General features: G+C 44.2%; 27 protein-coding genes and 1 tRNA gene. 15 read left to right on the top strand and 13 right to left on the bottom strand.

Annotated features, from left to right (window positions below; translation table 11 throughout):
• The first annotated feature begins 176 nt into the window (after window positions 1–176).
• On the top strand, window positions 177–1,799 hold the full coding sequence (locus MDMS009_RS14805) for an AAA family ATPase (protein ID WP_008292220.1): 1,623 nt from the start codon (window positions 177–179) through the stop codon (window positions 1,797–1,799).
• A 49-nt stretch (window positions 1,800–1,848) separates the two neighbouring features.
• Here MDMS009_RS14805 and MDMS009_RS14800 read toward each other — a convergent pair whose 3' ends face one another.
• From MDMS009_RS14800 to MDMS009_RS16175, 3 genes are all read right to left on the bottom strand, one after another.
• Entirely contained in the window at window positions 1,849–1,989 is a 141-nt protein-coding gene (locus MDMS009_RS14800) for an entericidin A/B family lipoprotein (RefSeq protein WP_008292106.1), read from the bottom strand.
• Window positions 1,990–2,026: 37 nt separating this feature from the next.
• Window positions 2,027–2,767: a Crp/Fnr family transcriptional regulator gene (locus MDMS009_RS14795; RefSeq protein ID WP_008292143.1), complete on the bottom strand. Its 741-nt coding sequence runs from the start codon at window positions 2,765–2,767 to the stop codon at window positions 2,027–2,029.
• 84 nt (window positions 2,768–2,851) lie between these two features.
• Window positions 2,852–3,019 carry a DUF1328 domain-containing protein gene (locus tag MDMS009_RS16175; protein WP_008292235.1) on the bottom strand — a complete coding sequence of 56 codons (168 nt, stop codon included), beginning with the start codon at window positions 3,017–3,019 and terminating at the stop codon, window positions 2,852–2,854.
• Window positions 3,020–3,185: 166 nt separating this feature from the next.
• Between MDMS009_RS16175 and MDMS009_RS14785 the strand changes: the two genes are divergently transcribed.
• From MDMS009_RS14785 to MDMS009_RS14775, 3 genes are read left to right on the top strand one after another with little or no spacing between them, the layout of a single operon-like run.
• Entirely contained in the window at window positions 3,186–3,389 is a 204-nt protein-coding gene (locus MDMS009_RS14785; protein ID WP_008292043.1) for a hypothetical protein, read from the top strand.
• 56 nt (window positions 3,390–3,445) lie between these two features.
• Window positions 3,446–3,715: a DUF883 family protein gene (locus tag MDMS009_RS14780; protein ID WP_008292179.1), complete on the top strand. Its 270-nt coding sequence runs from the start codon at window positions 3,446–3,448 to the stop codon at window positions 3,713–3,715.
• Window positions 3,716–3,739: 24 nt separating this feature from the next.
• Window positions 3,740–4,171, top strand: a complete 432-nt coding sequence (locus MDMS009_RS14775; RefSeq protein ID WP_008292158.1) for a hypothetical protein — start codon at window positions 3,740–3,742, stop codon at window positions 4,169–4,171.
• 59 nt (window positions 4,172–4,230) lie between these two features.
• Here the strand turns inward: MDMS009_RS14775 and rnk are convergent, their stop codons facing one another.
• Window positions 4,231–4,647 carry a nucleoside diphosphate kinase regulator gene (gene rnk / locus MDMS009_RS14770; protein WP_008292126.1) on the bottom strand — a complete coding sequence of 139 codons (417 nt, stop codon included), beginning with the start codon at window positions 4,645–4,647 and terminating at the stop codon, window positions 4,231–4,233.
• A gap of 249 nt (window positions 4,648–4,896) precedes the next feature.
• Between rnk and MDMS009_RS14765 the strand changes: the two genes are divergently transcribed.
• The 4 genes from MDMS009_RS14765 to MDMS009_RS14750 all read left to right on the top strand — a co-directional run bounded on the left by MDMS009_RS14765 (window position 4,897) and on the right by MDMS009_RS14750 (window position 8,260).
• Complete coding sequence (locus tag MDMS009_RS14765) at window positions 4,897–5,397, top strand: YgjP-like metallopeptidase domain-containing protein (RefSeq protein WP_008292063.1); 501 nt, start codon at window positions 4,897–4,899, stop codon at window positions 5,395–5,397.
• 230 nt (window positions 5,398–5,627) lie between these two features.
• Window positions 5,628–6,071, top strand: a complete 444-nt coding sequence (locus MDMS009_RS14760; protein WP_008292263.1) for a GNAT family N-acetyltransferase — start codon at window positions 5,628–5,630, stop codon at window positions 6,069–6,071.
• Window positions 6,072–6,236: 165 nt separating this feature from the next.
• The gene (locus tag MDMS009_RS14755; protein ID WP_008292150.1) at window positions 6,237–7,643 is read left to right on the top strand and encodes a hypothetical protein; all 1,407 of its coding nucleotides are present in this window, start codon (window positions 6,237–6,239) and stop codon (window positions 7,641–7,643) included.
• A gap of 74 nt (window positions 7,644–7,717) precedes the next feature.
• Window positions 7,718–8,260 (top strand): glutathione peroxidase, encoded by a 543-nt coding sequence (locus MDMS009_RS14750; RefSeq protein WP_008292102.1) that lies wholly within the window; start codon window positions 7,718–7,720, stop codon window positions 8,258–8,260.
• Window positions 8,261–8,310: 50 nt separating this feature from the next.
• On the opposite strand, the gene MDMS009_RS14745 is transcribed toward MDMS009_RS14750, so the two are convergent.
• Entirely contained in the window at window positions 8,311–10,530 is a 2,220-nt protein-coding gene (locus tag MDMS009_RS14745; protein WP_008292061.1) for an NADP-dependent isocitrate dehydrogenase, read from the bottom strand.
• Window positions 10,531–10,908: 378 nt separating this feature from the next.
• Between MDMS009_RS14745 and MDMS009_RS14740 the strand changes: the two genes are divergently transcribed.
• The 3 genes from MDMS009_RS14740 (at window position 10,909) to MDMS009_RS14730 (ending at window position 12,562) form a co-directional block, all read left to right on the top strand.
• On the top strand, window positions 10,909–11,652 hold the full coding sequence (locus tag MDMS009_RS14740) for a dienelactone hydrolase family protein (RefSeq protein ID WP_008292262.1): 744 nt from the start codon (window positions 10,909–10,911) through the stop codon (window positions 11,650–11,652).
• Window positions 11,653–11,883: 231 nt separating this feature from the next.
• Window positions 11,884–11,959 (top strand) — tRNA-Val (locus tag MDMS009_RS14735).
• 267 nt (window positions 11,960–12,226) lie between these two features.
• Window positions 12,227–12,562 (top strand): hypothetical protein, encoded by a 336-nt coding sequence (locus MDMS009_RS14730; RefSeq protein ID WP_008292115.1) that lies wholly within the window; start codon window positions 12,227–12,229, stop codon window positions 12,560–12,562.
• A gap of 26 nt (window positions 12,563–12,588) precedes the next feature.
• Here MDMS009_RS14730 and mltF read toward each other — a convergent pair whose 3' ends face one another.
• On the bottom strand, window positions 12,589–13,998 hold the full coding sequence (gene mltF, locus MDMS009_RS14725; protein ID WP_008292199.1) for a membrane-bound lytic murein transglycosylase MltF: 1,410 nt from the start codon (window positions 13,996–13,998) through the stop codon (window positions 12,589–12,591).
• 100 nt (window positions 13,999–14,098) lie between these two features.
• Here mltF and MDMS009_RS14720 point away from each other — a divergent pair, with 100 nt between their 5' ends.
• Complete coding sequence (locus tag MDMS009_RS14720; RefSeq protein ID WP_008292226.1) at window positions 14,099–14,425, top strand: hypothetical protein; 327 nt, start codon at window positions 14,099–14,101, stop codon at window positions 14,423–14,425.
• 40 nt (window positions 14,426–14,465) lie between these two features.
• Here MDMS009_RS14720 and MDMS009_RS14715 read toward each other — a convergent pair whose 3' ends face one another.
• From MDMS009_RS14715 to mtgA, 4 genes are all read right to left on the bottom strand, one after another.
• The gene (locus tag MDMS009_RS14715) at window positions 14,466–16,139 is read right to left on the bottom strand and encodes a GAF domain-containing hybrid sensor histidine kinase/response regulator (RefSeq protein WP_008292064.1); all 1,674 of its coding nucleotides are present in this window, start codon (window positions 16,137–16,139) and stop codon (window positions 14,466–14,468) included.
• Between the two features lie 200 nt (window positions 16,140–16,339).
• Window positions 16,340–17,323 carry a GGDEF domain-containing response regulator gene (locus tag MDMS009_RS14710; RefSeq protein ID WP_008292107.1) on the bottom strand — a complete coding sequence of 328 codons (984 nt, stop codon included), beginning with the start codon at window positions 17,321–17,323 and terminating at the stop codon, window positions 16,340–16,342.
• A gap of 164 nt (window positions 17,324–17,487) precedes the next feature.
• Window positions 17,488–17,682 (bottom strand): hypothetical protein, encoded by a 195-nt coding sequence (locus tag MDMS009_RS14705; RefSeq protein ID WP_008292065.1) that lies wholly within the window; start codon window positions 17,680–17,682, stop codon window positions 17,488–17,490.
• A gap of 232 nt (window positions 17,683–17,914) precedes the next feature.
• Window positions 17,915–18,613, bottom strand: a complete 699-nt coding sequence (gene mtgA, locus MDMS009_RS14700) for a monofunctional biosynthetic peptidoglycan transglycosylase (protein WP_008292113.1) — start codon at window positions 18,611–18,613, stop codon at window positions 17,915–17,917.
• Window positions 18,614–18,747: 134 nt separating this feature from the next.
• On the opposite strand from mtgA, the gene MDMS009_RS14695 reads away from it, so the two are divergent.
• The 3 genes from MDMS009_RS14695 (at window position 18,748) to MDMS009_RS14685 (ending at window position 20,731) form a co-directional block, all read left to right on the top strand.
• On the top strand, window positions 18,748–19,071 hold the full coding sequence (locus MDMS009_RS14695) for a hypothetical protein (RefSeq protein ID WP_043888412.1): 324 nt from the start codon (window positions 18,748–18,750) through the stop codon (window positions 19,069–19,071).
• Between the two features lie 176 nt (window positions 19,072–19,247).
• The gene (locus MDMS009_RS14690) at window positions 19,248–19,523 is read left to right on the top strand and encodes a cupin domain-containing protein (RefSeq protein WP_008292084.1); all 276 of its coding nucleotides are present in this window, start codon (window positions 19,248–19,250) and stop codon (window positions 19,521–19,523) included.
• A 197-nt stretch (window positions 19,524–19,720) separates the two neighbouring features.
• Window positions 19,721–20,731 (top strand): sensor domain-containing diguanylate cyclase, encoded by a 1,011-nt coding sequence (locus tag MDMS009_RS14685; protein ID WP_008292117.1) that lies wholly within the window; start codon window positions 19,721–19,723, stop codon window positions 20,729–20,731.
• Here the strand turns inward: MDMS009_RS14685 and MDMS009_RS14680 are convergent.
• The 3 genes from MDMS009_RS14680 to MDMS009_RS14670 are packed head-to-tail and all read right to left on the bottom strand — an operon-like array spanning window position 20,716 to window position 22,871.
• On the bottom strand, window positions 20,716–21,753 hold the full coding sequence (locus tag MDMS009_RS14680) for a DUF3080 family protein (protein ID WP_161596156.1): 1,038 nt from the start codon (window positions 21,751–21,753) through the stop codon (window positions 20,716–20,718). The two genes, MDMS009_RS14685 and MDMS009_RS14680, sit on opposite strands and share 16 nt — an antisense overlap.
• Before the next feature lie 34 nt (window positions 21,754–21,787).
• Complete coding sequence (locus tag MDMS009_RS14675) at window positions 21,788–22,111, bottom strand: cupin domain-containing protein (RefSeq protein WP_043888411.1); 324 nt, start codon at window positions 22,109–22,111, stop codon at window positions 21,788–21,790.
• Between the two features lie 22 nt (window positions 22,112–22,133).
• Window positions 22,134–22,871: a DUF1223 domain-containing protein gene (locus tag MDMS009_RS14670; RefSeq protein WP_008292168.1), complete on the bottom strand. Its 738-nt coding sequence runs from the start codon at window positions 22,869–22,871 to the stop codon at window positions 22,134–22,136.
• Window positions 22,872–22,894 lie beyond the last annotated feature (23 nt).

The following is a 22,894-nucleotide window of genomic DNA, read 5'->3' as shown; positions in this document are numbered from 1 at the left end:
TAAGGTTAAAACTGAGTTAAGGTTTAGGGCCCTCTGTTTTTGTGATGGACTGCCCTACCCCAGCAACTAACTCATCGTTGCTGATTAATCGACGTGACTCTCACGCGGCAAGTCGCTAAGCTGAACTTATTCCTTTCACATACAGTCATTTTTATTTTTGATTATAGGTCCGTCACGTGTCATTTATTGTTTCTCACAAATTCATCAAAGCAACACAGCATGCCGAGTTAACGCCATACCGTGACAAGGTGACGCGTGAAGAGGCGGTCAGTCAAGGCTATGTAAAATCGACTGATATGGAAATCGAGCCTCGGCAGTTATCCTTGCCAGCCTTGCAGGATATGGCCCGGGTCGCGGACTTACTGGAAGATATAAAGTCCAGGCGGGCAATCGATGCCATCTTACTGGCCCGTGATGGTGAATTTGATTCACCTATTCCCAACTTCAATGCTTTTTCTTCGACACTGGAAGCCTTCCTCAAACACCAGTTGATCGATGGCTGGGTCTATTTCAAAAAAGCCGATGGTAAATTTTACCCGGCATTGGTGACAGACTTCAGTTATAAGCCGGCCACTGCCCACGCCGAAGAATCCCTTCTCGTCCATGTTTGCCATTTGTCACCAAACCTGAAAAAAGGCTACTTCGGTTTTGAACATGACCACCTATCCTTCAGCCCCGGTGATGTGAATAAGAAACGTATCAATGAAGTGCTGGAACTCAAGCAAGTCTTTAAAGAAACCCCCGCCTTAAAAGCCGATTACGAAGTCAGCTATGCACGTTATTGTCGCGAAGTGCGGGATCAGTTTTCTGAGCAGTTTATCGCTAGCGGGCTGATTTACACCGATAAAACACAAGTCAATTCAGATGGTGCCGCCATCGATACAAAAGTCATCCATGATATGCCGGCCAGGGATGTGAAAACCCATTCACAATTGCGCGAGTCTTGTCTGCTTGAAGGTGAAGACAATGTTCTGGCCCTGCCCGAATGGCCGCTGCTGCGGGTCTTTAATTTACAGACACATAACTTTGTCTGGATTCATGCCGACTACCTGAGCCGATATGTCTATGATGAAGCGTTGAAAGACAAATTGATTCTGCCCCAGACGCACCATGACTTGCTCGATGTATTAACCACTAATGTTGATGTTTTCAGCGGCGATATTATTGAAGGTAAAACCGCAGGCAACGTCATTTTGTGTAAGGGCGTGCCGGGTGTCGGCAAAACTCTGACAGCAGAAATTTATTCCGAATTGATTGAACGGCCGCTATACCTGCTTCACTCAGGGTCACTCGGCACCAGCGCCAAGGATATCGAGGCCAACCTGCGCGTCATTTTCTCACGTGCTGAACGCTGGAACTGTGTGCTGCTACTGGACGAGGCGGATGTGTTTATTGTCAGTCGCGGTGACAATATTGAACAAAATGCCATCGTGGCTGAATTTTTACGCACGATGGAGTATTTCAGTGGCTTATTGTTTATGACCACCAATCGTCCGTCGGATATTGATGAAGCCATCATTTCACGCTGTGCTGCAATCATTGAATACACCATACCGAGTGCCGACAATGCCGCCAGAATCTGGCAAGTGTTTGCCCGGCAGTACGAATTTGAATTGAGTGACGAACTGCTGGCGAAGCTGATGGCCAGCTTCCAGGAAATCAGCCCCCGCGATATGAAAATGTTATTACGTCTGGTGCTGCGCGTAGCCAGAAACCGGGGTGTTGAGCCAGATATTGATGTGTTCCGTCAATGCGCCATGTTCAGAGCAATTAAAATCACCGACTTGCCATTGTCATGACAATAAAAAAGCCCTCGAAAACGGGGGCTTTTTGCTAAGGCTTAGTCGCTTAGTATTGTTTGTTTTCCGAAGCGCTATCTTCAATAGCATCACCGGCGGCTTCCACATCTTCACCCACACCTTCCATTGTGTTGCAGGCAGTTAAGCTCAGGCTGAATGCCAGGGTCAAAAATAAAGTAATGGTTTTCATTATTATCTCCTTGTTTTAAAGGTGTTCAATGATGAATTTAGAGTCGCGTCCAGTCCGGGGTGATCTCAAGGTAAGCTCGCTCAAAGCCGGACAATTCAATTAAGCCGTCAAGGTCAAGCAGCTTCAAATCACCGTTTTGATACGTAATCAGCCCTTGATCCGACAGTTGCTTGAGTGTGCGGCTGATGTGTACTGAGGTCAGCCCTAAGGTGTCACCAATCATGGTTTGGTTAATGGGCAAATGAAAGGCCATATCCCGCAGGTTTAACCTCACTTTCATTTCGACCAGAAAGTGTGCGAGGCGTTCCGTCGCCGTGCGTCGGCCAATATTGGTGACCCGTTCAATCAAAATAGACTGTTCGCGAGCCATGGCGAGAAAGAACAAGTCAGTCAAGCGTGGCGCTTGTTCAAAAATCTCAGTCAGGCGTTGCTTTGGAAACGGACAAGCCTGCACATCGGTAAGGGCATAGAACTCGGAGAGCGAGTGTCGAAGCCCCATTTCCCGCAAGCCAAGAATTTGCCCCGGTAAAAAGATATCCAGCACTTGTCGTTGTCCATCGACTAAAAAGCGCGTCGCGCAGGCCCAACCGGACTTCAGCATAAACAAGCGTTCGCTGTATTCGCCCTCCGCGGTGAGCGTGGTGTCAGCAGGATAATGTCTGACATCCTGCTCCAGAGCAGCCAATAAGGACTGCTCTTGTTCACTTAGCGTAGTCATTTTCTCAAACTGAGGAATGAGGTAGCTATTGTTGCCCGGTTCCTGAACCCTTGTATCCATATTTGCTCACTGTTGTCGGTGTGCGGCCACGTGAGCCAATGAATTTTCATTGGGTTCTTTGCCAGCCTTGCGGCAAGCTCCGGTCTATTCAAGCGGTGGTCTGCGACCAGTAATAAAGAAAAACACAGCGAGGACCAAGCCAATCACAAATAATATCCAAGCAATGTTTGTCGCTGTTCCAGCCACGCCACTTAAACCCAATGCGCCAGCAATAATACCAATTATTAAAAATGTTAAAGCCCAACTTAACATAACTTTCCTCCTTCTTATGGGAACTGAATTCATTTTTAGAATAAAAAATCTTTATCGTGCTGTCTTTAACCTAGGTTAAGGCATGAGTGAAATCATCTGGATATGGTAGACACACATTCACGTCAGAACGTAAATGCCGTGAATTTTTATTAACACAGGAGGTTCTATGAATACACACACACGTTCTACTGCATGGTTTGTCCGCATTCTCATGCTGATGTTTGCCTTATCAGGTGCAGGTCTGTTGTCCGCTTGTGATCAACAAGGTCCGGCTGAAGAAATGGGTGAAAACATCGATGAGAGTGTTGAAGAAACCGGTGATGCTATCGAAGATGCAGCAGACGAAGCTGAAGATGCCATGGATAACTAATCGACAGCGCAGTATTCATCAGACAGATAGCGACGAATCACAATAGGAGGTAAACCATGGCTACACAGGCTAACAACCAAGAACTTCAGGAACAGGTATCAGCCCTGCGTAAAGACTTCGGTGACATTACGGAAACGCTGAAAACTCTGACATCTGACTATGCTAAACAAGGGCAGGCCAGAGTCAAACAAAGTGCAGAACAAGCACAAAAGCACGCTCAACAAACCATCACTCATGCTCAACAGGAAGTTGAAGCTCGTCCCTACACCAGTATGGCAGTCGCGTTTGGTGTCGGTGTTGTGATTGGTAAATTACTCGATCGCTAATCTCACTCAATAGGAGCGTTGATAATGAAATGGCATGCTAAATTCCGGATCACAACTCTGGCGACGATACTCACCATACTGCTTGGTTTGTTTGCGCTCGGGTTTGCTGGCCTGGCTGTCTATACTTGGCTGGGTAAAGAGATGGCTTCGGAGATAGCTGCCATGTTAACAGCGTTACTTTTTCTCTCGCTTGCGATCATTGTCATGTTGGTTGCCAAGTTCATGACCCGGCAACCTGAAATTTCAGCTAACGAGCAGACGACGCAACCAGAACAGGAGTTTCAGCAGTTGCTTGATGTACTGTCCGAAACCGGCCTGATGGATGTAATTGAAACGCATCCTGGTAAATCGGCCGCCGTCACGCTAGGTGCCGGTTTGCTGGTTGGTTATAGCCCGAAAGTCAGACGGCTGTTAAAAGCAGCCAGCCAAGAACTTCTTGGTGACCAGCAACACTGATCAAAAAAGCCCCGACTTTCGTTGGGGCTTTTTATTTTTAGGATTCACACCTTTTCACCCTAACGGTGAAACTCCCCTACTCTTTCAGGCTGATAGAGGATTTCTTCTACTTTAACTTTCATAGGTTTGCCATCGGGGGTGGGCCATTCTATCTCATCGCCTTCCAACAAGCCCAGCATAGCACTGCCTGCCGGAGCAAGAATCGAGATGGTTTTTCCGTCGTTAGTCATATCTTTCGGGTAGACCAAGGTCAGGCAAAATGTCTGCTGCGACGAAGACACGCTGAACTTAACCGTCGAATTCATCGTGACAACATTTACGGGAATAGCCACAGGCTCGACGACGTTGGCTCTTTCCAGTTCATCTTCCAGTGTTGCTACTTTCTCAAGTTCACTGTGTGACAAAGTCGTGAGGATCTGTTCAATACGTTTAAGATCCAGATCTGAGATAACGATTTCAGGTTGTAAAGCATTCATTTGCGTGACTCCAACGCGTACTCGAACATACCCTTGATTGGCAGGCTCTAAAAAAATAGTAGGTAATGTGCCCACGAAAAGCGAGCTAGAACGGCTATGATGCCATAAGGTTATGGAAAACGATATGACTTCTAATGTTGTTTCACTCTTGGTAGATAAGTCGCATTATCTTCAAATAGTATTTGGCTAGCACTCAGCTACGGTATAGTTTGTCGACCCCATCAAATTTTCAGTTAAAAAGCTTCTCTTATGCAATTAAAATACTTAACTGGGTACCCAGAATCCGTTCTCAATCAGATTAGAGCAGCCATTTCTCAAGAAACACTGGGGCAATTCCTGCAAAAAAAATACCCCTATACTCACGACATTAAAACGAACAAAGCCTTGTATTCATACGTGATGGACTTAAAGAGCCAATACCTGCGCCAGTCTAATACCCTCAGTAAGGTGGTTTATGACGACAAACTCGATGTACTGCATCAGGCATTGGGGTTACATACCTACGTATCGCGTGTTCAAGGCAATAAGCTCAAAGCCAAAAATGAAATGAGAATAGGGTCAGTCTTCAAAACAGCGCCGCCAGAATTTCTGAATATGATCGTGGTACATGAGCTTTCCCACTTGAAAGAGAAAGACCATAACAAAGCTTTTTATAAGCTTTGCACGCATATGGAACCGAACTATCACCAATTAGAATTCGATGTTCGGCTCTACCTCACCTATCTGGATATATTTGGCGAGTTATATTAAGGCCAATATCCTCACACAAAGATGACAGTTTTTGCTTAACGCCTATAGAATCGAATCACTTTACCTTCATTTATACTCAGAGCACGTTGTGCAAAAAAAAGACTATTTGAGACAAAAGCCTTGTTCGAAAGTTGGTCATTGATGCATCTAGTAACGTGTAACAACGTTCAGGAGACTCCCTCGTCACGGCATGGCCCTGGACGAGTCGAGTCCCTTAATAAGGATAGTTAATGGAAATCAGAACGTTTGATTCGGACTTGTTAGTCCCCTTACGTCAGCTATACCTTGAAACCAGACTAGCGACTTTTGTATGGCTAGATTGCAGCGGTTTTACATTAACTGATTTTGATCGTGATACAGAAGGCGAACGAATCTGGGTGGCTATGGAGTCTGGGAGAGTCGTCGGGTTTCTCTCTGTTTGGGAACCAGCAAATTTCATTCATCATCTTTACGTTTGTACTGATTCTTTAAGAACAGGTATCGGTACAAAACTACTGGATGCGTGTAAATCAACTCACACAGAACTGAGCTTGAAATGTCTGGCTCAAAATCAACAAGCCATCAGTTTCTATAAATCCAGCGGCTTTGTGATACATTCATCTGAAGGCAGTGGCCTTGAAAGCTATCACCTTATGCAATACAGCAGAGACATCAAACATAGCTTATGTGTCTGACTGACTTGACGGGGATTGAGTCCTGACCACTGCATTTCCTCAATGTCATCATATTTACAAATAATCTAAATCGCTTAATGACTGCTGTTTGACTAATCCTGCATTACAGTTGTCACGCTAAGACGTTACAATCGACGGCTGTACATTTCATCTTATAAGGGCGTTATGGAAAACAAAACATTATCAGCAGGTGCTAAAGCGCTTGAAGTCAATCTTGATGCCTTGCGTTACGGTTCTTTTGCCGAAATTGGCGCTGGGCAAGAAGTTGTTCGCTGGTTTTTCCGAGTTGGCGGTGCTGCCGGCACGATTGCTAAAAGTATCTCGGCATATGATATGAAGGTCAGCGATGATATTTATGGCAAAGCATCGCGTTATGTCTGTCGTGAACGTCTGGAAGACATGTTGGAGCTCGAATACGACCTCAATATCGAGCGATTAAGTGAGCAACGCGGTGATAAAACGGCCTTTTTTGCCTTTGCTGATACCGTCTCTGCACGTAATTATCATGGCACGAACGAATGTCATGGTTGGTTGGGTATCCGTTTTCAAACGGAACCTCATGCTGCACCAAGCGAAATCATCATTCATGTACGCATGCTGGATAATGAAAATGCCTTGCAACAAGAAGCCTTGGGCATTATCGGGGTGAACTTGATTTATGGCGCCTTCCATTTAAGCCATAACCCCGATCTGCTGGTGAAATCATTGCTGGATAACCTGACCACGGATCGGATTGAAGTCGATATGGTGGACTTACATGGTGATGCCTTTATCCATGTCGATAACCGTGTTATTAGTTTACGGCTGGTGCAACTGGGCTTGAGTGATGCAGCGATGTTTTCAGCTGATGGCAAAGTGCTACAACCTTCTGAGCATTTGCGAAAGAAAAATGTGTTGGTAGAACGCGGCCGTTTCCGTCCAGTTACCCACGTCAATATTGATATGCTCAATGCCGCCAGAAAGCAGTTTGAAGCTGAAGATGATTCCGCTCCTGAAGAAACACTTTCTGTTATGGAAATCACCATGCATAACTTACGCAAAGGTGATGATGATAGCGTTGATATCGAAGACTTTATCAGCCGCGCTGATGTGTTAGAAGCCGCTGGTCACACGGTAATGATTTCTGATTACCCGGAATACTATCGACTGGCGACCTACTTATCACGTTACACCAACCGCCGGATTGGTCTCACCATGGGCGCTCATAGTCTGGTTGAATTGTTCAATGACGAATATTACACCTCATTGAACGGTGGTATTCTAGAGGGCTTTGGTCGGCTGTTTAAAAACAACGTTAAGCTCTACATTTACCCTTATAAAGATACCCAAACAGATACACTGTTCAAAGTGGATAATCTCAAAGTCGATGCCAAACAAACCTATCTTTACGAGTATTTAAAGCAAGGTAATCACATTGAGCAAATCAATGAATTCAATGAAGATTATCTGCAAATTTTTTCACCAGACGTGTTGAAAATGATTACCAGCAACACTAAAGGATGGGAAGAACTGGTGCCTGAGGTGGTCTCAGAAAAGATCAAATCACAGAAGTTATTTGGTTACTCGGCTTGAGTGAGTATGGCTTTCACCGAGAACTATCTCTTTTAGCAATCAGTCAGATGCCTAGAACCTAAATAGGAAACAGCATGTTTAACACGCTAGTTGCATTATTCTTCGCGACGTCCACTGTCGGAACCTATGGCGCTGATGAAGTCGTTAGTACTGATTTTCTAAATTATGATTTGCCCTTACTTCACTCAGCGGGCACCATCAATTTATATAAAGCAGCGGCCGGGAAACCACTACTAATCATTAATACTGCCAGTCATTGTGGTTTTACCAAGCAGTTTGAAGGACTGGAGGCTTTGCATCAGCAGTATCGAGATCAAGGTTTGTTTGTAGTGGGCTTTGCCAGTAATGATTTCAATCAAGAAGCTAAAAGTGAAGAAGAGGCTGAACGGGTGTGTCGTCAAAACTTCGGTGTCACTTTTACGATGATCGCGCCCAGTTATGTTAAAGGTCAGCTCGCTAATCCCATCTTCCGTGAACTCAATAAACGCACCCAGGAACCAGGCTGGAACTTTAATAAATACCTTGTCGATAGTGACGGTAAAGTTTTGGCCCAGTTTTCAGCACGAGTCAAACCTGACTCTGAAAAACTCATCAAAGCGATTGAATCAGTACTTTGACAAAAAAAAGCCCTCATGAAGAGGGCTTTTTTAGTACAGCATGGTGTCGACTAGCCAAGCTGGTCGAGAATCGCGTTAAATGTCTCACTAGGACGCATAATACGCATCATCATGGCATCATCAGGCAGGTAGTATCCGCCCATATCAACACCTTCTCCTTGAATTTCTGCCAGGTCTTCGACAATTTTATTTTGTTGCTCTTTCATCGCTTGTGCAATGGGCATAAACAATGATTTCAGCGCCGCATCATCATCCTGTGCTGCCAGCGCATCCGCCCAATACAGACTCAAATAGAAATGACTGCCACGATTATCAATCTCACCCGTTGCTTCCTTGGGCGAACGATTTTCCTGCAATAGTTTGCCAGTCGCCGCATCAAGCGTATCAGCCAACACTTTCGCTTTTGCATTATCTTGCGTAGTTGCCAAGTGCTCCAGAGATGCAGCTAAAGCCATCAGCTCACCCAGCGAATCCCAACTTAAGTGGTTTTCATCAAGAAGCTGTTCGAGCAATTTAGGCGCAGTACCACCGGCGCCGGTTTCAAATAAACCACCGCCTTTCATTAATGGCACAACGGATAACATTTTTGCCGAGGTGCCTAGTTCCAGAATAGGAAATAAGTCTGTGTTGTAATCACGTAAAACGTTACCGGTTACTGAGATCGTATCTTCACCTTTTCGCATTCTATCCAGTGAAATCTGGGTGGCGATAACAGGATTCAGAATACGAATATCTAATCCCGTTGTGTCATGGTCGGGCAGGTATTGATGCACTTTGCTAATCAGCTGCACATCATGAGCACGGTTTTCATCCAACCAGAAAATAGCTGGCGTGTTTGATAAACGAGAGCGTGAAACAGCCAGTTTTATCCAGTCCTGAATCGGCTCATCTTTGGTTTGGCACATACGGAAAATGTCACCCTCTTCTACATCAAAATTGAAGATGGTTTCACCCTTCGAATCAATGACGATAATCTGTCCATCAGCTTTGGCCTGGAAGGTTTTATCATGTGAACCGTATTCTTCGGCTTTTTTAGCCATTAAGCCCACATTAGGCACCGTTCCCATCGTAGTGGGATCTAAAGCACCCTTTTTCTTACAATCATCAATGACCGTCTTGAAAACACCGGCGTAGCAACGATCTGGAATCATTGCCAGGGTATCTTTCTGTTGTCCATTTTTGTCCCACATTTTACCGCCTGCACGAATCATCGCTGGCATTGACGCATCGACGATGACATCAGAGGGTACATGGAAATTGGTAATGCCTTTATCCGAGTTCACCATCGCCAAGTCGGGTTGTTTGGTATAGACCGCTGCGATATCCGCTTCAACTTGTGCTTTGGTGTCAGCATCAACCGTGCTGAGTTTGCTATATAGATCACCTAAACCATTGTTGAAATCGACACCTAACTCATCAAACAGACTGCTGTGTTTATCAATCAACTCTTTGAAATACACTTTCACCGCAAAGCCAAACAAAATCGGATCAGACACTTTCATCATCGTCGCTTTTAGATGTAATGAAAGCAGAATATTTTGTTGTTTCGCCTGAGCAATCGCATCAGCGTAAAACGCTTGCAATTGTTTTGCTCTCAGTAGCGTAGCGTCGATCACTTCATCCTGTAAAACAGGAATGGCTTGTTTAAGAACGGTTTCATTACCGTTAGCATCAACAAAGCTGACTTTGTATTCGTTCGCGCTTGACGAGGTAACGGATTGTTCATTGCCGTAGAAGTCATCTGCTTCCATATGTGCCACATCTGTTGCTGAGTCAGTTTGCCACTCCCCCATAAAGTGTGGGTTGCTGCGAGCATAGTTTTTCACGGCAGCCGGTGCACGTCGATCCGAGTTACCTTCACGCAATACAGGGTTGACGGCTGAGCCTAAGACTTTGGCGTAGCGTTCTTTAATAGATTGTTCTGCATCTGTTTTTGGGCTATCGGGGTAATCCGGCAGGTCGTAACCTTTCGACTGAAGCTCTTTAATAGCAGCACGCAGTTGTGGAATGGAAGCAGAAATATTTGGTAACTTGATAATGTTTGTGGTCGGATCTTGCGTCAGCTTACCGAGTTCAGTGAGGTGATCGGGGATTTTTTGTTCAGTCGTCAGATTGTCCGGAAAAGTCGCGATGATTCGGCCTGCCAGCGAAATATCACTGATCTCAATATCAATATTCGCTGTCTTGGTAAATGCACGAATAATGGGCAATAGAGAATAGGTTGCTGAGGCAGGTGATTCATCGACCTTTGTGTAAATAATTTTCGACATTCTAGATCCTTAAAACACTGTAAATTTTGTACACGAAAAACCAAGCAAATAGCTATCACAAGCCGCATCAGCAGCATTGCTGTTTAGTCTAACTTCTGGCTTTTGTGGGGGCTGAATGAGGTTTATCAACCAAATAGATTCGAGCTTCTTCTTATCGAAACAGCCATCAATGGCGTTCGATTATACAGGCATGTCTGGTGCTTGACTGCCCGTTCTCCCATTTTGACTATAGCAATAACAGTGACGCATTGTATTATTCACTGCTTTAGCTGAACAGAAATATGCTCAGCCACTATATGAACAGTGGCGTTACGTTATACAATCTCCGCTATTCAAATTCCTAATTTCTATCTTACTTTTTAACTTTAAGAGTTCACTATGAAAATTCAAAGTCACTTTGTCGATCTCGATACCCCTACCGGCGTGATGCGTACCTATATTCACCGTCCTGTTGCTGACGGAGCCTACCCTGTCATTCTGTTTTACTCAGAAATCTTTCAACAAACCGGCCCTATTGAACGCGCTGCCAGACTGATGGCGAGTCATGGTTATGCCGTGTTGGTTCCTGAAGTATTCCATGAGCTCAATCCTATCGGGACAGTTCTAGGCTATGACGATGCTGGTCGTGATAAAGGCAACGCCGACAAAGAAGCCAAAGATGTTCAAGGCTATGACTCTGATAATGCCGCCATGATCGCATTTGTAAAACAACAACCGTGGAGCAATGGGCATATCGGCGCAATGGGTTACTGTATCGGTGGTCACTTGGCGTTTCGTGCTGCTTTACAACCAGAAGTTAAAGGCACCGCCTGCTTCTATGCGACTGATCTACATATTCAGAAGATTCCAAACGAACCAGGGCAACACAGCATGGAACGCCTTGATGATATTAACGGCGAATTGCTGATGATTTGGGGCAAACAGGATAACCATGTACCACGTGAAGGTCTGGATAAAATCCATAATATCCTCAACCAGACTGAAATCACATTCACTTGGCATGAGTTTAATGCCGAACATGCCTTTATGCGTGATGAAGGTGATGGCGGTCGCTACGACGCGCAAACAGCCATGCTTGGCTATCAATTAGCATTGAATTTATTTAGCAGAACATTACGCTAGAGTCATTGTTACAGCAGCTAGCCTGTATGCTTTCTGCTTGATATCAATAACGATAAGTCATTAAAACTTAAAGGGGAATCGTGGCGACTTTTAATGCCAACGCATTCCCCTTTTTTGTCATTTGCTTTACTTGCCAGCGACAGAAATACGGTCATTATCAGGAAAATAAAAAAAACCTGAAATTAGGGTGGGCAAACTAGTAAAAGGTATGTAGAATGCCTCGCTTTCTTGGGGTGCTTAGCTCAGCTGGGAGAGCATCGCCCTTACAAGGCGAGGGTCGGGGGTTCGAACCCCTCAGCACCCACCAAGAAACTCTTCTGCCGACTCTCCGGCAAAACGACAACCCAGCAAACCGCCATCAATTTTGTCACTGACAAACGCCCAACAGCAAACTGCCCCCCTTCCCTCTGCTATTATTTCCTGAAATATCAACGCTGATATGTCTATGAAGTGGCGTGGCAGACAAAAGAGACTCATATCAAAGTATGACGTCATGCCGGTATAGCTGGTTTAAAGTAGGGTTAAAAACAGGCACTATGGACGAATGTGATACCTTCCAACATTAACAACACCCATGAATGATAATGCCAATATTGTGATGACGCTTTATCACTGGAATATCTTGATTCTTCCCAGTGACGAAGAAATTTTTGTCGGACTACGTCAGCGTCCTGAGGTTGTGCCGCCATTCAAGCCACTAGAAGATGGCGATGAGCTATTGCCTTTTACCTTGCGAAATAGCAGCCCGATAAAAGAGTTTGATGAACATCGCGGCGTTGGTTTTACCCAATCAGGCAGACGTTATGTTGTCATTGGTAAGGCTAGTGATCCCACCGGCATGATTCGTTTTAGTGTTGAAAATATGATGGCACCGAACGCTATACGCTGGAAGTACGAATTTTCTGCCTGAGTAATGACAGCGATATTGCATTTTGATTACTGTAATTCGTTTTCCAAGATATGCTGATACTCGCGAATTCGTTGCACATAACGTACGGGCTCTATCCCCCTTGCATAGCCATATTTAAGCTTTTTGTAATATTTTTTCTGTGACAACAGTGGTAGAACTTGCTTCATGTCATGCCAATCATAAGGACTCAAGCCTAACTCTCTGGCAAGACTCTGCGCATCGTGCATATGCGCGCGACCAACATTGTATGCGGCCAGTGCCAGATAGAGCTTATCATCCGGTTTTATGTCATCGTTGAAGCGCTCAACCATTTTTCTCAAATATTTGGCGCCACCCATAATGCTTTGTTTAGCATCAGTGCGATCGTCAATGCCCATCGCCTTGGCTGTATTTTGGGTTAACATCATGATGCCTTTGACACCGGTCGGTGAAATGGCTTTTTCATCCCAATGAGACTCCTGATAACTCTGTGCTAACAGAGTTAAATAAGGCAATTCATTTTTATCGGCAGCTGCTTTAAAATGCCTTTTGTATCGCGGCAGTCGTTTATCAATACGACGTTTGAGAACGCTTACGTCAACATAATCAAACTCTCTGAAATAACCATAATATCGATCAGTTAGCTTTTTCATTTGTGACGATGTTTGGAAACGCTTAAACCACTGTTCAAGCTTTTTCTGCAATGGTGTAAGCCCCTGAGGAAGATACAAAGCAATGTCTTGTGACTCAGTCAATTGCATAGTGACCATCAACTCAGGGAAATAACGACGGTTAATCTTGACGATCGTCGAATCAGCTACGGTGCAGTCAACCTTTTCTTCCGCCACTTTTTCCAGTAATTCTTCTGTCGAATAGTCATCTGTTTCCTGCCATGTCAGTGTTGGATTATTTTGTTGCTTAATCTCATTTAATTGCTCTGCATAGCTACTGCCCTCAGCGACGACGATGTCAATCTCTGATAATTCATCATAGCCTTCGGGTTTGTAACCATCGCGATGACAAACAAGCACCTGATGTACGCGGTTATATTCAGGCCCAACTAAAAACTCAGCTTGTCTCGTTGGCAACACGGTTAAACCGGCTGCCGCCACATCTGCATCACCGCTGCGCAATGTATCAAACACAGCTTTGATACTGTCTTTAATAATAAACCGTGGGGTTAGGTTGAGATGCTGTACATACGCTTTTGCCAGATCATACTCATACCCCGTTGGTTCACCGTCGGCGTCGATATACCAAGTTGAGGGGGCATTTCGGGTAACAATCAGCAATTCACCAGAATCGATAATCTCCTGATAGGTTCTGGCTGGTCCTGTTGTATCGGACTCTTTACTGCAGGCAACAAGTAATGCTGCCATCGTTATCAATAAAACCGCTTTACAATATGACATGTCTCTAACATGCCATGTATTGCCTTCAATTTCCAATTCCCGCATATCAACTGAGCAGCTAAATCAAAGTCTCAGCTGTGATAGTTGTCTGTATCAGTTTGGGGGGTTACAGTAATCATAACTCTGCTGTTATTAGGGGCTTTCAATGCAACGATGCTTATGGCTTATTGGCTTTTTATTGTCTGTGAATTTATCTGCACAAGAGATACAACGCGGCACAATAACCAGTTGTGCGTATCAGGCGGGAACCGCGCTTGAAATCCAAAAAATCCGACAATCTGAAGGTGATAACTGGGATAGCTTTGAAGCCAAAATCAAACAGATTTACGAAGAGTCACAAGGCCGCACTGACTTATTGATTATTGCAGAACGCGTTTTTGTGGAGCCAGCAGAAAAGACGGCCGATGACATTCATGAGCAAATTTTTAATGCCTGTGTGCAACGCCAACAAGGTACTGAGCCGATAACGTAAGGTTAGATTTTTGGTCATAGCGAGACGCCACATTGCCACCTCAAATATTACTAACACCCCATTTATACAGTTTATCTATCAAGGTATTGATATCAACCGGCTTCGTCATATAGTCAGTCATTCCGGCCTGTAGGCACTTTTCTCTATCCCCCTCTAATGCATTCGCGGTTAGAGCAATGATAGGCACCTGCTTGTAAGGGCTTAAATGGTGTTCTGTTCTTATCTGCCTTGAGGTCTCAAAACCATCCTTTTCTGGCATTTGGCAATCCATCAATATGACATCGTAACGTTTGTCATTCTGGTTGTGACTCAACTTTTCAAGAGCTTCACGTCCATTAAGTGCTGAATCAAAGCTTATATCGAGGTGCGTTAAGAAATATTCAAGTGTAAAACGATTTGTTAAATCATCTTCAGCAAGCAATACTGAAAGCTGTGATAGGGTACTTTTTTTATTCTCGATAGAGGTAACTTCGTCACACTCTTCATCGGAAACCACGCTAGTCTTTTGCAAGGTTATGAAAAATCTAAACGTTGAGCCATGGCCAAGTTTACTCTCAACGCTAATAGACCCGCCCATCAATTCACACAAACGTTGTGATATCACCAGACCCAGTCCTGTACCGCCATACTTTCGTGATGACGCATTATCGAGTTGTTCAAACGGTATGAATAGTCTTTCTAACTGATCTTGCTCTATCCCGATACCCGTGTCGCTTACGTCACAGTTGATTCGAATATTTTCAGCATCAATATCAAACACTTTTGCTGTGACGGCAACCTCGCCATTCGTCGTGAATTTATCGGCGTTACTCAGCAGATTAAATAATACTTGCCTTAAACGCATTGGATCGCCATTCACGTTTAGCGTTTTATCCCACTGACAATTAAGAATAAATTTTTTCTTCTGACTCTGTTGGTGTAAAGCAAATGTTTCAATAACACTACTAAACACCTCATACAGATTGAATGCTTCGTGGTTAACGGTAACTTTGTCAGCATCTATTTTAGAAAAATCGAGAATATCATTGATAACAGACAGCATTTGGTTAGCGCTTTTACTCGCTAAACTGACCTGGTTTAACTGCGCTTTGTCTAATGTACTCTGCCCCAATATATCAAGTATGCCGATGATGCCAGACATAGGTGTCCGCAACTCATGCGTCATATTAGCCAAGAAAGTCGTCTTTGCGTCATTTGCGGCTTCAGCTTTTTCTGTCGTTCTTCGCATGTCCAGAATAAGCTCAATCTCATGAGCAAAAGCTTTCAACCTCCTTAATGCTGTTTGATCAAAGTCTCTGGGGTTGTAATCAATCAGGCACAAGGTACCTATCGGATACTTTTCGCCACGATGTTTATAAAAAACGGGCACGCCAGCATAAAAAACAATTTCTGGACCATCTTGTACTAAAGGATTATCAAAAAAACGCGTATCTTGGCGGGCATCTTCGACCACCATGGGCACCTTCTGATGCACAACATGACCACAAAAAGAAACTTCTCGGGATGTTTCACACACATCTAGACCATGAATAGATTTAAACCACTGACGAGTTTCGTCGACAAGAGAAATCGCGACTATCGGAACATCAAAGACATCCGCAACCAACGTTGTGAGGTTGTCGAACATAGGTTCATTTTGCGTGTCTAGGATATCGGCACTGAGAAGGGCTTTTATCCGCTCAGCTTCATCAGTAGGTATCTTAGGTGCATCCATGGCCTTTCCCTATTTAATAACCCAGTGTTTTTATCATACTCGATAACCACCATACGCGATAAATTGTTTTATTTGTCCAATACAATTAATAACTTACTGCGTATAGTTAATAGTATTAATCATTATTATATGTGGAGTAATGCGTTTCTGTCATGCAGGAAGATCATGTTAGCCGACATTTTTGCTGGACAACTAGATGATCAAGATTTATGAGGGAAATTTGTTTTTCTGAATCGCGTAAAATCCAGTATTTTTGCTGGGTTTTTATTGGAACCCAGGTAACTCAGACCAATAGTTTTGTGTGTCGCGGTTAGCTGTGACAAAAGTTCTTCTGTGTTTTGTAATAACACCGGAACGGATGTCAATGCCTGCTCTGAAGTGACAACTAACCCCGCCACCAAGGTGGCAACCTCAAGTGCTGTGTCATAGCTGTTGATATTATTTTTCTGAATCGCCTTTTCAACGCGTGATAAGACAATTTGATGGCTATCTGAATCACTTTCGGCAAAAAATAAAAATTCATCGTCTTTAAAGCGCACCATCACATCACTTTGTCTCAGCGCCTCGGTCAGATTACTGGCGAGTTCAAAATATATTTTATCCAACAAATCATGTTTCAAATGATGTTGCTGCTTACTGCTAAAGCGAATGAGGCAGTGAATAAAAAGCCCTTCTTGATGCTGCTGTCGTGATAACCGCGATAAGGCAGCCACAATTGCATGCAATCCGGCTTGTCGACTCATCAGTCCCGTCACAGAATCAAACTCAAGCTTTTCCTTCAGGCGCTGATTGGCTACTAAAAGCTCTAATTGGGTTTTTATCAGTCGTCGACCTAGCTTTAATTTTGCCTCTAAATCGATTCGATTAACCGGTTTTGAGATAAAATCATCAGCACCGGCATTCAGTGCTTCTGCTTCTGCATGACGATCTGAGTTGGCCGTCATTATTAATACAAATGGCTCGATAATGAGTCGTGAGCGGCGGATGATTTTGCATAAATCTATGCCATCCATTTCCGGCATCATCCAGTCAAGAATAATAATATCAGGTGCTCCATCCTGATTAAGTAGCTCGCGCGCTTCTACTGCAGAAGACACGGTAATAGGAGTATAGCCGAGACTTTCAACAATTTTTTGACACAATAATGTATCAATTTCAGCATCATCAACAATTAAAACTTTCATATTAAATCAACTATTTGGCTTAGCTTCACTATAGATCTGATAAGCCAAAAAAGCCACTGAGATGCATTCTAGGGTGTTATAGCTGAAAAGCGCCATTATCGATAAAAATACGATTGATAAATATGAGTACTCTTTAGCACTTGCGATTAACTGAAGTGATGCTGTTATTCCGCCTTTTTGCTGGGTAGCAAAGACAGCAACCAGCCAGTGAGATACCCTACAGTTACCGCCCAGCCACTGATCATTAGGCGATCTTCCGACTCAGGCAGAAAAAACCAGACATATACTGCAATGGCGATACCAATAAGCGTAAAACCCCAAACGCGACCCGAGGTTCTCAACATGTCGGCGATGTTCATATCAACTCCTTTTGTTTTGTGTCTTCCTTGACAAAAATAATGTGATCTTTATCACAAAATAAGATTCAAATCACTTTCTTTTTTTGGTAGAAAGCCCAGATAGAAATGCAAACGCAAGCGTTTACCGGCCTTTCAATAAAAAACTCAACTTATCAGGTTTTCCATACTCACCACTTATCTTGCGGCAAGTTCTCCACGTTTTACGTTGATCAGTAAGACGCTGTTGCCAGCTTTAGTTTTCGAGTGGCTTTAGCCATTGAACACCGCCGAGTTTACGCTGTTGCTCAAGATTCCAGCGTGCTCGCTCGATCAAATGATTTGCTGGTCGTGCGGGGTCATATTTCAGAGGACTTGGCAACGTAGATGCTAATAAAGCCGTCTGCATGGGATTGAGCTGCCCTGCCGCTATTCCAAAGTGATAACGACTGGCCGCTTCGATACCAAAGACACCATCTCCCCACTCTGCAATGTTCATATACACTTCTAAAATTCGCTGTTTACTCCAGGTCAACTCAATAAGTAGGGTAAACCAGACTTCCAGGCCTTTCCTAAGCCAGCTGCGTCCGGTCCATAAATACATATTCTTAGCCACTTGTTGGCTAATCGTACTTGCCCCACGTAGTTGTCCACTTTTATTCGCCTGTTTAACGGCTTTTACAATGGCATCGACATCAAACCCCTGGTGCAGTGGAAAGCGTTGATCTTCTGAGGTCACTACGGCTAAAGCTGCTTGTTTGGGCATGAGGTGCCAGTCCAGCCAATCGTGGTGAAGGTAAAACTCGTCTTCTTCAGCAATCCACCGGTCGGCCATGACCATCGTCAGCGGCGGATTGACCCAACGAAAAGGCACAACAACGAGCAAGCTCAGCACGACACAGGCGAGCGACACTAGCAGCAGGTAACGAAGTAACAGGCGTTTGTATTTTTTCACAGGCAGATCCTACCAGATGCGACACAGTCTTATTCAAATAGCGATCAGTTCGATATAGCTTGTGACTTTGCAACATCATTTTGTACTATTGGATGAGTTTGTGAACACATTCTGATTTTTAATACGGACACGCTATGAAAAAAGTATTTTTGCTAAGCCTTTTAGTTTCTCTCATCGGTTGCACAACCGCCTCACCCAAACAATTTTATCGCCCGGCGGGTGAAACAGCACAAATGGAAATCTTTGGTCGTTTCAATCAATTGAGCTTTGAACATCAAGTTATCATCAATGGTGATAACGTCATTACAGGTAGCTTACCGTATGACTACACTGATGCCAGTTTTTCGGGCAATTATGAGCAATCGACAGTTGTGTCTGATTGCCATTGGAAGTCAAAAACCACACTGGAATGCCTGGTTAAACTCAATGGTGAAATGGCAGCAACGCTTACATTCTAAGCTGCTTAGCCACTCACGTTGCCCACAGAATCGCTTGCTGTAGCTACATAAACTAACTAAATTTGTGTCATCTAAGCTTAATGATTCTGCTATTATTCGCCAGCCATTAGTGGCAGCTCCCAACGAGAGTTGGCTTCAAAGCCAAAACCATAACTTATTATCAAATCAGGATTTTTATGCCTCAAATTAAAATAGAAAAAAATCCTAGCCAATCACGCTTACAAGAAATGGGCGTAGAGAGCTGGGAAATTTGGGATTGCCCCGTTTCAGAGTTTAGACTCGATTTTGATGAAACCGAAAAAGCCTACGTACTGGAAGGCGAAATCATTGTGACCCCAGACGGTGAAGAACCCGTGCGTGTTGTTGCCGGTGACTATGTTGAGTTTCCAGAAGGCCTAAATAGCTTTTGGCAAGTGGTCAAACCTCTGCGAAAGCATTATAGCTACGACTAGATAAAAAGGCGCCTCAAGGCGCCTTTTTTTATTCAGAGTAGCGCTGACTTAGCCAGTTTTTATGCTTACCCGACTTTTATCCTAAACGCGCTGTTATAACTTGATCCAGATCAAACTACCCCCTCATTTGCGGGTGTTCCGTAGTTTTGGTGGTATGCTTACTGTAAGCTTTGAAAAGCTAATCAAGAGGTCGGGACGTGACAAATAAAACAATCGCACCGCATCCACAGGTCCGAGAGACATTGCTCGTCGAGTGGCAAAGTATCCTTGAGATACTTGCCGAGTTTATGGAAGTGCCTGTTGCCCTGATAATGAGCCTGACAAAAGACGAGTTCACCGTCTTTGCTAAAAACGAATCCAGCTTAAACCCATTCAATGTCGGCGATACAGACAGATGCCATAATTCTGGCCTTTATTGCGAGCGCGTCATCAACACGAATCAACGTCTTTTCGTCAACAATGCACTTGAAAGTGATGAGTGGTGCAATAACCCTGATATTGAATTCAATTTAGTGAACTACCTCGGTTTCCCACTCCACTGGCCCAATGGTGATATCTTCGGCACCCTGTGCGTACTGGACACAAAAGCGCACCAATATACCGATAAGCAAGAACGCTTAATGGTTCAGTTTCGTAATATGATTGAAGTCAATCTCGAACTGCTTGAAAAAAACCTCAAGCTTGAAAATCTGTCTAAAAACCTCGAATACCTTGCCAATACTGATGAACTGACTGATATCTGGAACCGTCGCGCATTTATTGCTGAAAGTGAAAAAGAATTACAACGCGCCGTTCGTAATGAACATCCAGTGTGTTTATTGATGCTTGATATTGATGATTTCAAACAGATCAATGATCAGTTTGGCCACGAAGTCGGTGATGAAGTACTCAAGCTGTTTTGTCACGGTATTATGGCAATAAAACGCAGCTATGATATTTTCGGTCGGATTGGCGGTGAAGAGTTTGCAATTTTGCTACCAGAAACCAAACAAACTGAAGCCGTTGAACTGGCTGAGCGAATTCGAGAAAAAGTCGCCAATATTTTCTTTCATACCCAGCAGCAAAAGGTCGGCATAACCGTTAGCATCGGCGTCTGCCAACTAACCCCGCTAGACACTGTTTTATCTGGCTTAAACAAAGCAGATAAAATTCTCTATACTGCCAAACGCGCAGGTAAAAACCAGGTTCAAAATCAACTAAGCGACTGACTGGCACGTGGCTGCATACCACATTGTTCCAATAATGCCTGCCAACTTTTTGTATGACTAGTCATCGCCTTATCAAACTGCTGCCAAACACCGTTTTTATTTGTCATGCTAATGACATCTAAATGATACGATTTGAAACCTGCAGGCATTATGGAAGCTTGTGCTAACGCTATCTTATCCAACTCACCGAACACCAGTTTTCCTGCACGACTGACCTCAGAAAGATACGGTTGTATTCGACCTATATAAACATTGAAAAACACGCCTTTTACTCGCTCAGCGTGTGGGTTTGACTTCGACTTATAACACAATGGTTTTACATGCAATCGTTGCTCTATTAAGGCAGTCGCATCTTCCAACCGCGTTGTCAGCATGGTCACGCTATTCAATAACTGGCCTGCATGATGGCCAAATGTCCATTGCTGCTGAATGTCGCCCATCTCGGTCAAGTCGGCATCAATCGCTTCGCTTTGCAGTTGTGTGAGGATAGCCCGTGTTTTCTCAAGCCCTGCAACTAAGCGACCTAACGTTGTCACATGATGGGTATCAGCAAGGTAATAACCTTTAGAAACGCTCAATAATGCAGCCATCGGCTCACCAGCCCATACTGCATTCCAGGCAACTGAGGAGAGTAGTTGTTGTTTTTGCTCAATGGCTTGCTGCAGACTGTGCTTTAGCGCTGGCTTATCAGTATTAGCTAAACATTCTTGGGCCGTTGCGATAAAACGTAAGTTATAACGCAAACGGTTTAACGGGGACATCACACGCCCCAAAATCGAATTACGCTCTGCCACCACAACCTGTAACTCACAGCCATACAATGACAAAAACTCAAGCACACTAATATCAATCTTGGGTATTTCAGCACGGCGATCACGCACGCTTGGAATCAATCGAATCGGTTCAAGTGCCGTTTGTTGTTTCTCAACATTCAATACCCGAGCTAGTCGGCTCAAATACTCATCCATCATTGAGTCTGGCGATGCAAATGGATCACAACCGGTCACGCTAACAGCCAACATTAGCAGCAAACAGTAATGAATTAAACGCCACATCTTAAGTGATTAGCGTCATCGCCTGTTCAGTAGAAATAAACAGTTCCGCATCGGTCAAAGCTACAATATCATGGGCCTCACCACGGCGAGTATGTAAGTAGTCGCCTTTGCTAAGTTCCACACCACTTATCAGCACTTGACCATTTAGTATCATGATTTCAGCATGGCCTTGATACTTGTGCTGTGGGTAATGTGCGCCTTTTTTCATTCGGATAATAAATGTCCTGCCACCTTGATCATTACGTCTCAAGACACTCCGTTCTATGCCTGTAGAATCAGACATAGCCCAATCTCGATCCACTTCTCTGTTTACTAAAATGTCCATGTTTACGTGTGATACCTTTCTATCAATCTATATACGTCGCGGTTGCCTGAATAATCTCTAAAGAGCCGGGTTTGGTTAACCAGATGGCAAGCGCGGTCTGTTGTTGGCCTCTGTCTGGTGCGGGTGGCACTGTGACTTGCCAGTTTTTCTTACCTGTTTGTTGCCAATGCTGTAATACAACAAAGTCATGTTGAAGTGTTTTACCTTTGTTTTCACCGGCCTTAACGGTAGTTTCTAAACCATTACCAAGCCACGCCATATTAAGTACCAAATTATCGGGTTGCTCAAATTGGACAACTAACTGTTTCCCTTTCAGGCTGGCCTGTAATGCTCCCCGTTGTTCGGTGTGAGTCGGTGGTTGGCGCAGACCTTGAAACCAACCACGCCATTCTTCGCTATTAATGACAATGCCGGGGGTGTAAACCTGTGAGATAAGCCCTTCTCGCACTAAGTTTCGCTGGCGATTTGAGTTTTCCACTGTGGCAAAGCGATCCGGCCAACCGAGCTGATCCCAATAATCAACATGAAATGCCATCGGTAATAAAGAGTCGAAAAGCGCATCATCATGTTGCAGTGTTGATAACCAACGTTCTGCCGGCGGGCAACTGCTACACCTTTCTGATGTGTACAAGTCGACAACTGTTGTAGCCTGAGACTGACTGGAAAAGTCGACGGCCCATACGGTGGGATGAAAAACCAACAGGAATAAAACCAACGCACGTAACATCTGCTTTTCCTTAACATCAGCCAACAGGCTCATGTGGTTGAGAACACCAACCGGAC

It is taken from the genome of Methylophaga thiooxydans DMS010 (assembly GCF_000156355.1).
GTDB lineage: Bacteria > Pseudomonadota > Gammaproteobacteria > Nitrosococcales > Methylophagaceae > Methylophaga > Methylophaga thiooxydans.
The sequence above is the reverse complement of the archived record's forward strand: the minus strand, read 5'-3'. Positions and strand labels throughout refer to the sequence as shown.

Coding starts and splice junctions, on each gene's coding strand:
- MDMS009_RS14800 (WP_008292106.1), bottom strand. CDS start 1,989: ATGAAAACCATTACTTTATTTTTGACCCTGGCATTCAGCCTGAGCTTA.
- MDMS009_RS14795 (WP_008292143.1), bottom strand. CDS start 2,767: ATGGATACAAGGGTTCAGGAACCGGGCAACAATAGCTACCTCATTCCT.
- MDMS009_RS16175 (WP_008292235.1), bottom strand. CDS start 3,019: ATGTTAAGTTGGGCTTTAACATTTTTAATAATTGGTATTATTGCTGGC.
- MDMS009_RS14785 (WP_008292043.1), top strand. CDS start 3,186: ATGAATACACACACACGTTCTACTGCATGGTTTGTCCGCATTCTCATG.
- MDMS009_RS14780 (WP_008292179.1), top strand. CDS start 3,446: ATGGCTACACAGGCTAACAACCAAGAACTTCAGGAACAGGTATCAGCC.
- MDMS009_RS14775 (WP_008292158.1), top strand. CDS start 3,740: ATGAAATGGCATGCTAAATTCCGGATCACAACTCTGGCGACGATACTC.
- rnk (WP_008292126.1), bottom strand. CDS start 4,647: ATGAATGCTTTACAACCTGAAATCGTTATCTCAGATCTGGATCTTAAA.
- MDMS009_RS14765 (WP_008292063.1), top strand. CDS start 4,897: ATGCAATTAAAATACTTAACTGGGTACCCAGAATCCGTTCTCAATCAG.
- MDMS009_RS14760 (WP_008292263.1), top strand. CDS start 5,628: ATGGAAATCAGAACGTTTGATTCGGACTTGTTAGTCCCCTTACGTCAG.
- MDMS009_RS14755 (WP_008292150.1), top strand. CDS start 6,237: ATGGAAAACAAAACATTATCAGCAGGTGCTAAAGCGCTTGAAGTCAAT.
- MDMS009_RS14750 (WP_008292102.1), top strand. CDS start 7,718: ATGTTTAACACGCTAGTTGCATTATTCTTCGCGACGTCCACTGTCGGA.
- MDMS009_RS14745 (WP_008292061.1), bottom strand. CDS start 10,530: ATGTCGAAAATTATTTACACAAAGGTCGATGAATCACCTGCCTCAGCA.
- MDMS009_RS14740 (WP_008292262.1), top strand. CDS start 10,909: ATGAAAATTCAAAGTCACTTTGTCGATCTCGATACCCCTACCGGCGTG.
- MDMS009_RS14730 (WP_008292115.1), top strand. CDS start 12,227: ATGAATGATAATGCCAATATTGTGATGACGCTTTATCACTGGAATATC.
- mltF (WP_008292199.1), bottom strand. CDS start 13,998: ATGCGGGAATTGGAAATTGAAGGCAATACATGGCATGTTAGAGACATG.
- MDMS009_RS14720 (WP_008292226.1), top strand. CDS start 14,099: ATGCAACGATGCTTATGGCTTATTGGCTTTTTATTGTCTGTGAATTTA.
- MDMS009_RS14715 (WP_008292064.1), bottom strand. CDS start 16,139: ATGGATGCACCTAAGATACCTACTGATGAAGCTGAGCGGATAAAAGCC.
- MDMS009_RS14710 (WP_008292107.1), bottom strand. CDS start 17,323: ATGAAAGTTTTAATTGTTGATGATGCTGAAATTGATACATTATTGTGT.
- MDMS009_RS14705 (WP_008292065.1), bottom strand. CDS start 17,682: ATGAACATCGCCGACATGTTGAGAACCTCGGGTCGCGTTTGGGGTTTT.
- MDMS009_RS14695 (WP_043888412.1), top strand. CDS start 18,748: ATGAAAAAAGTATTTTTGCTAAGCCTTTTAGTTTCTCTCATCGGTTGC.
- MDMS009_RS14690 (WP_008292084.1), top strand. CDS start 19,248: ATGCCTCAAATTAAAATAGAAAAAAATCCTAGCCAATCACGCTTACAA.
- MDMS009_RS14680 (WP_161596156.1), bottom strand. CDS start 21,753: ATGTTGGCTGTTAGCGTGACCGGTTGTGATCCATTTGCATCGCCAGAC.
- MDMS009_RS14675 (WP_043888411.1), bottom strand. CDS start 22,111: ATGGACATTTTAGTAAACAGAGAAGTGGATCGAGATTGGGCTATGTCT.
- MDMS009_RS14670 (WP_008292168.1), bottom strand. CDS start 22,871: ATGAGCCTGTTGGCTGATGTTAAGGAAAAGCAGATGTTACGTGCGTTG.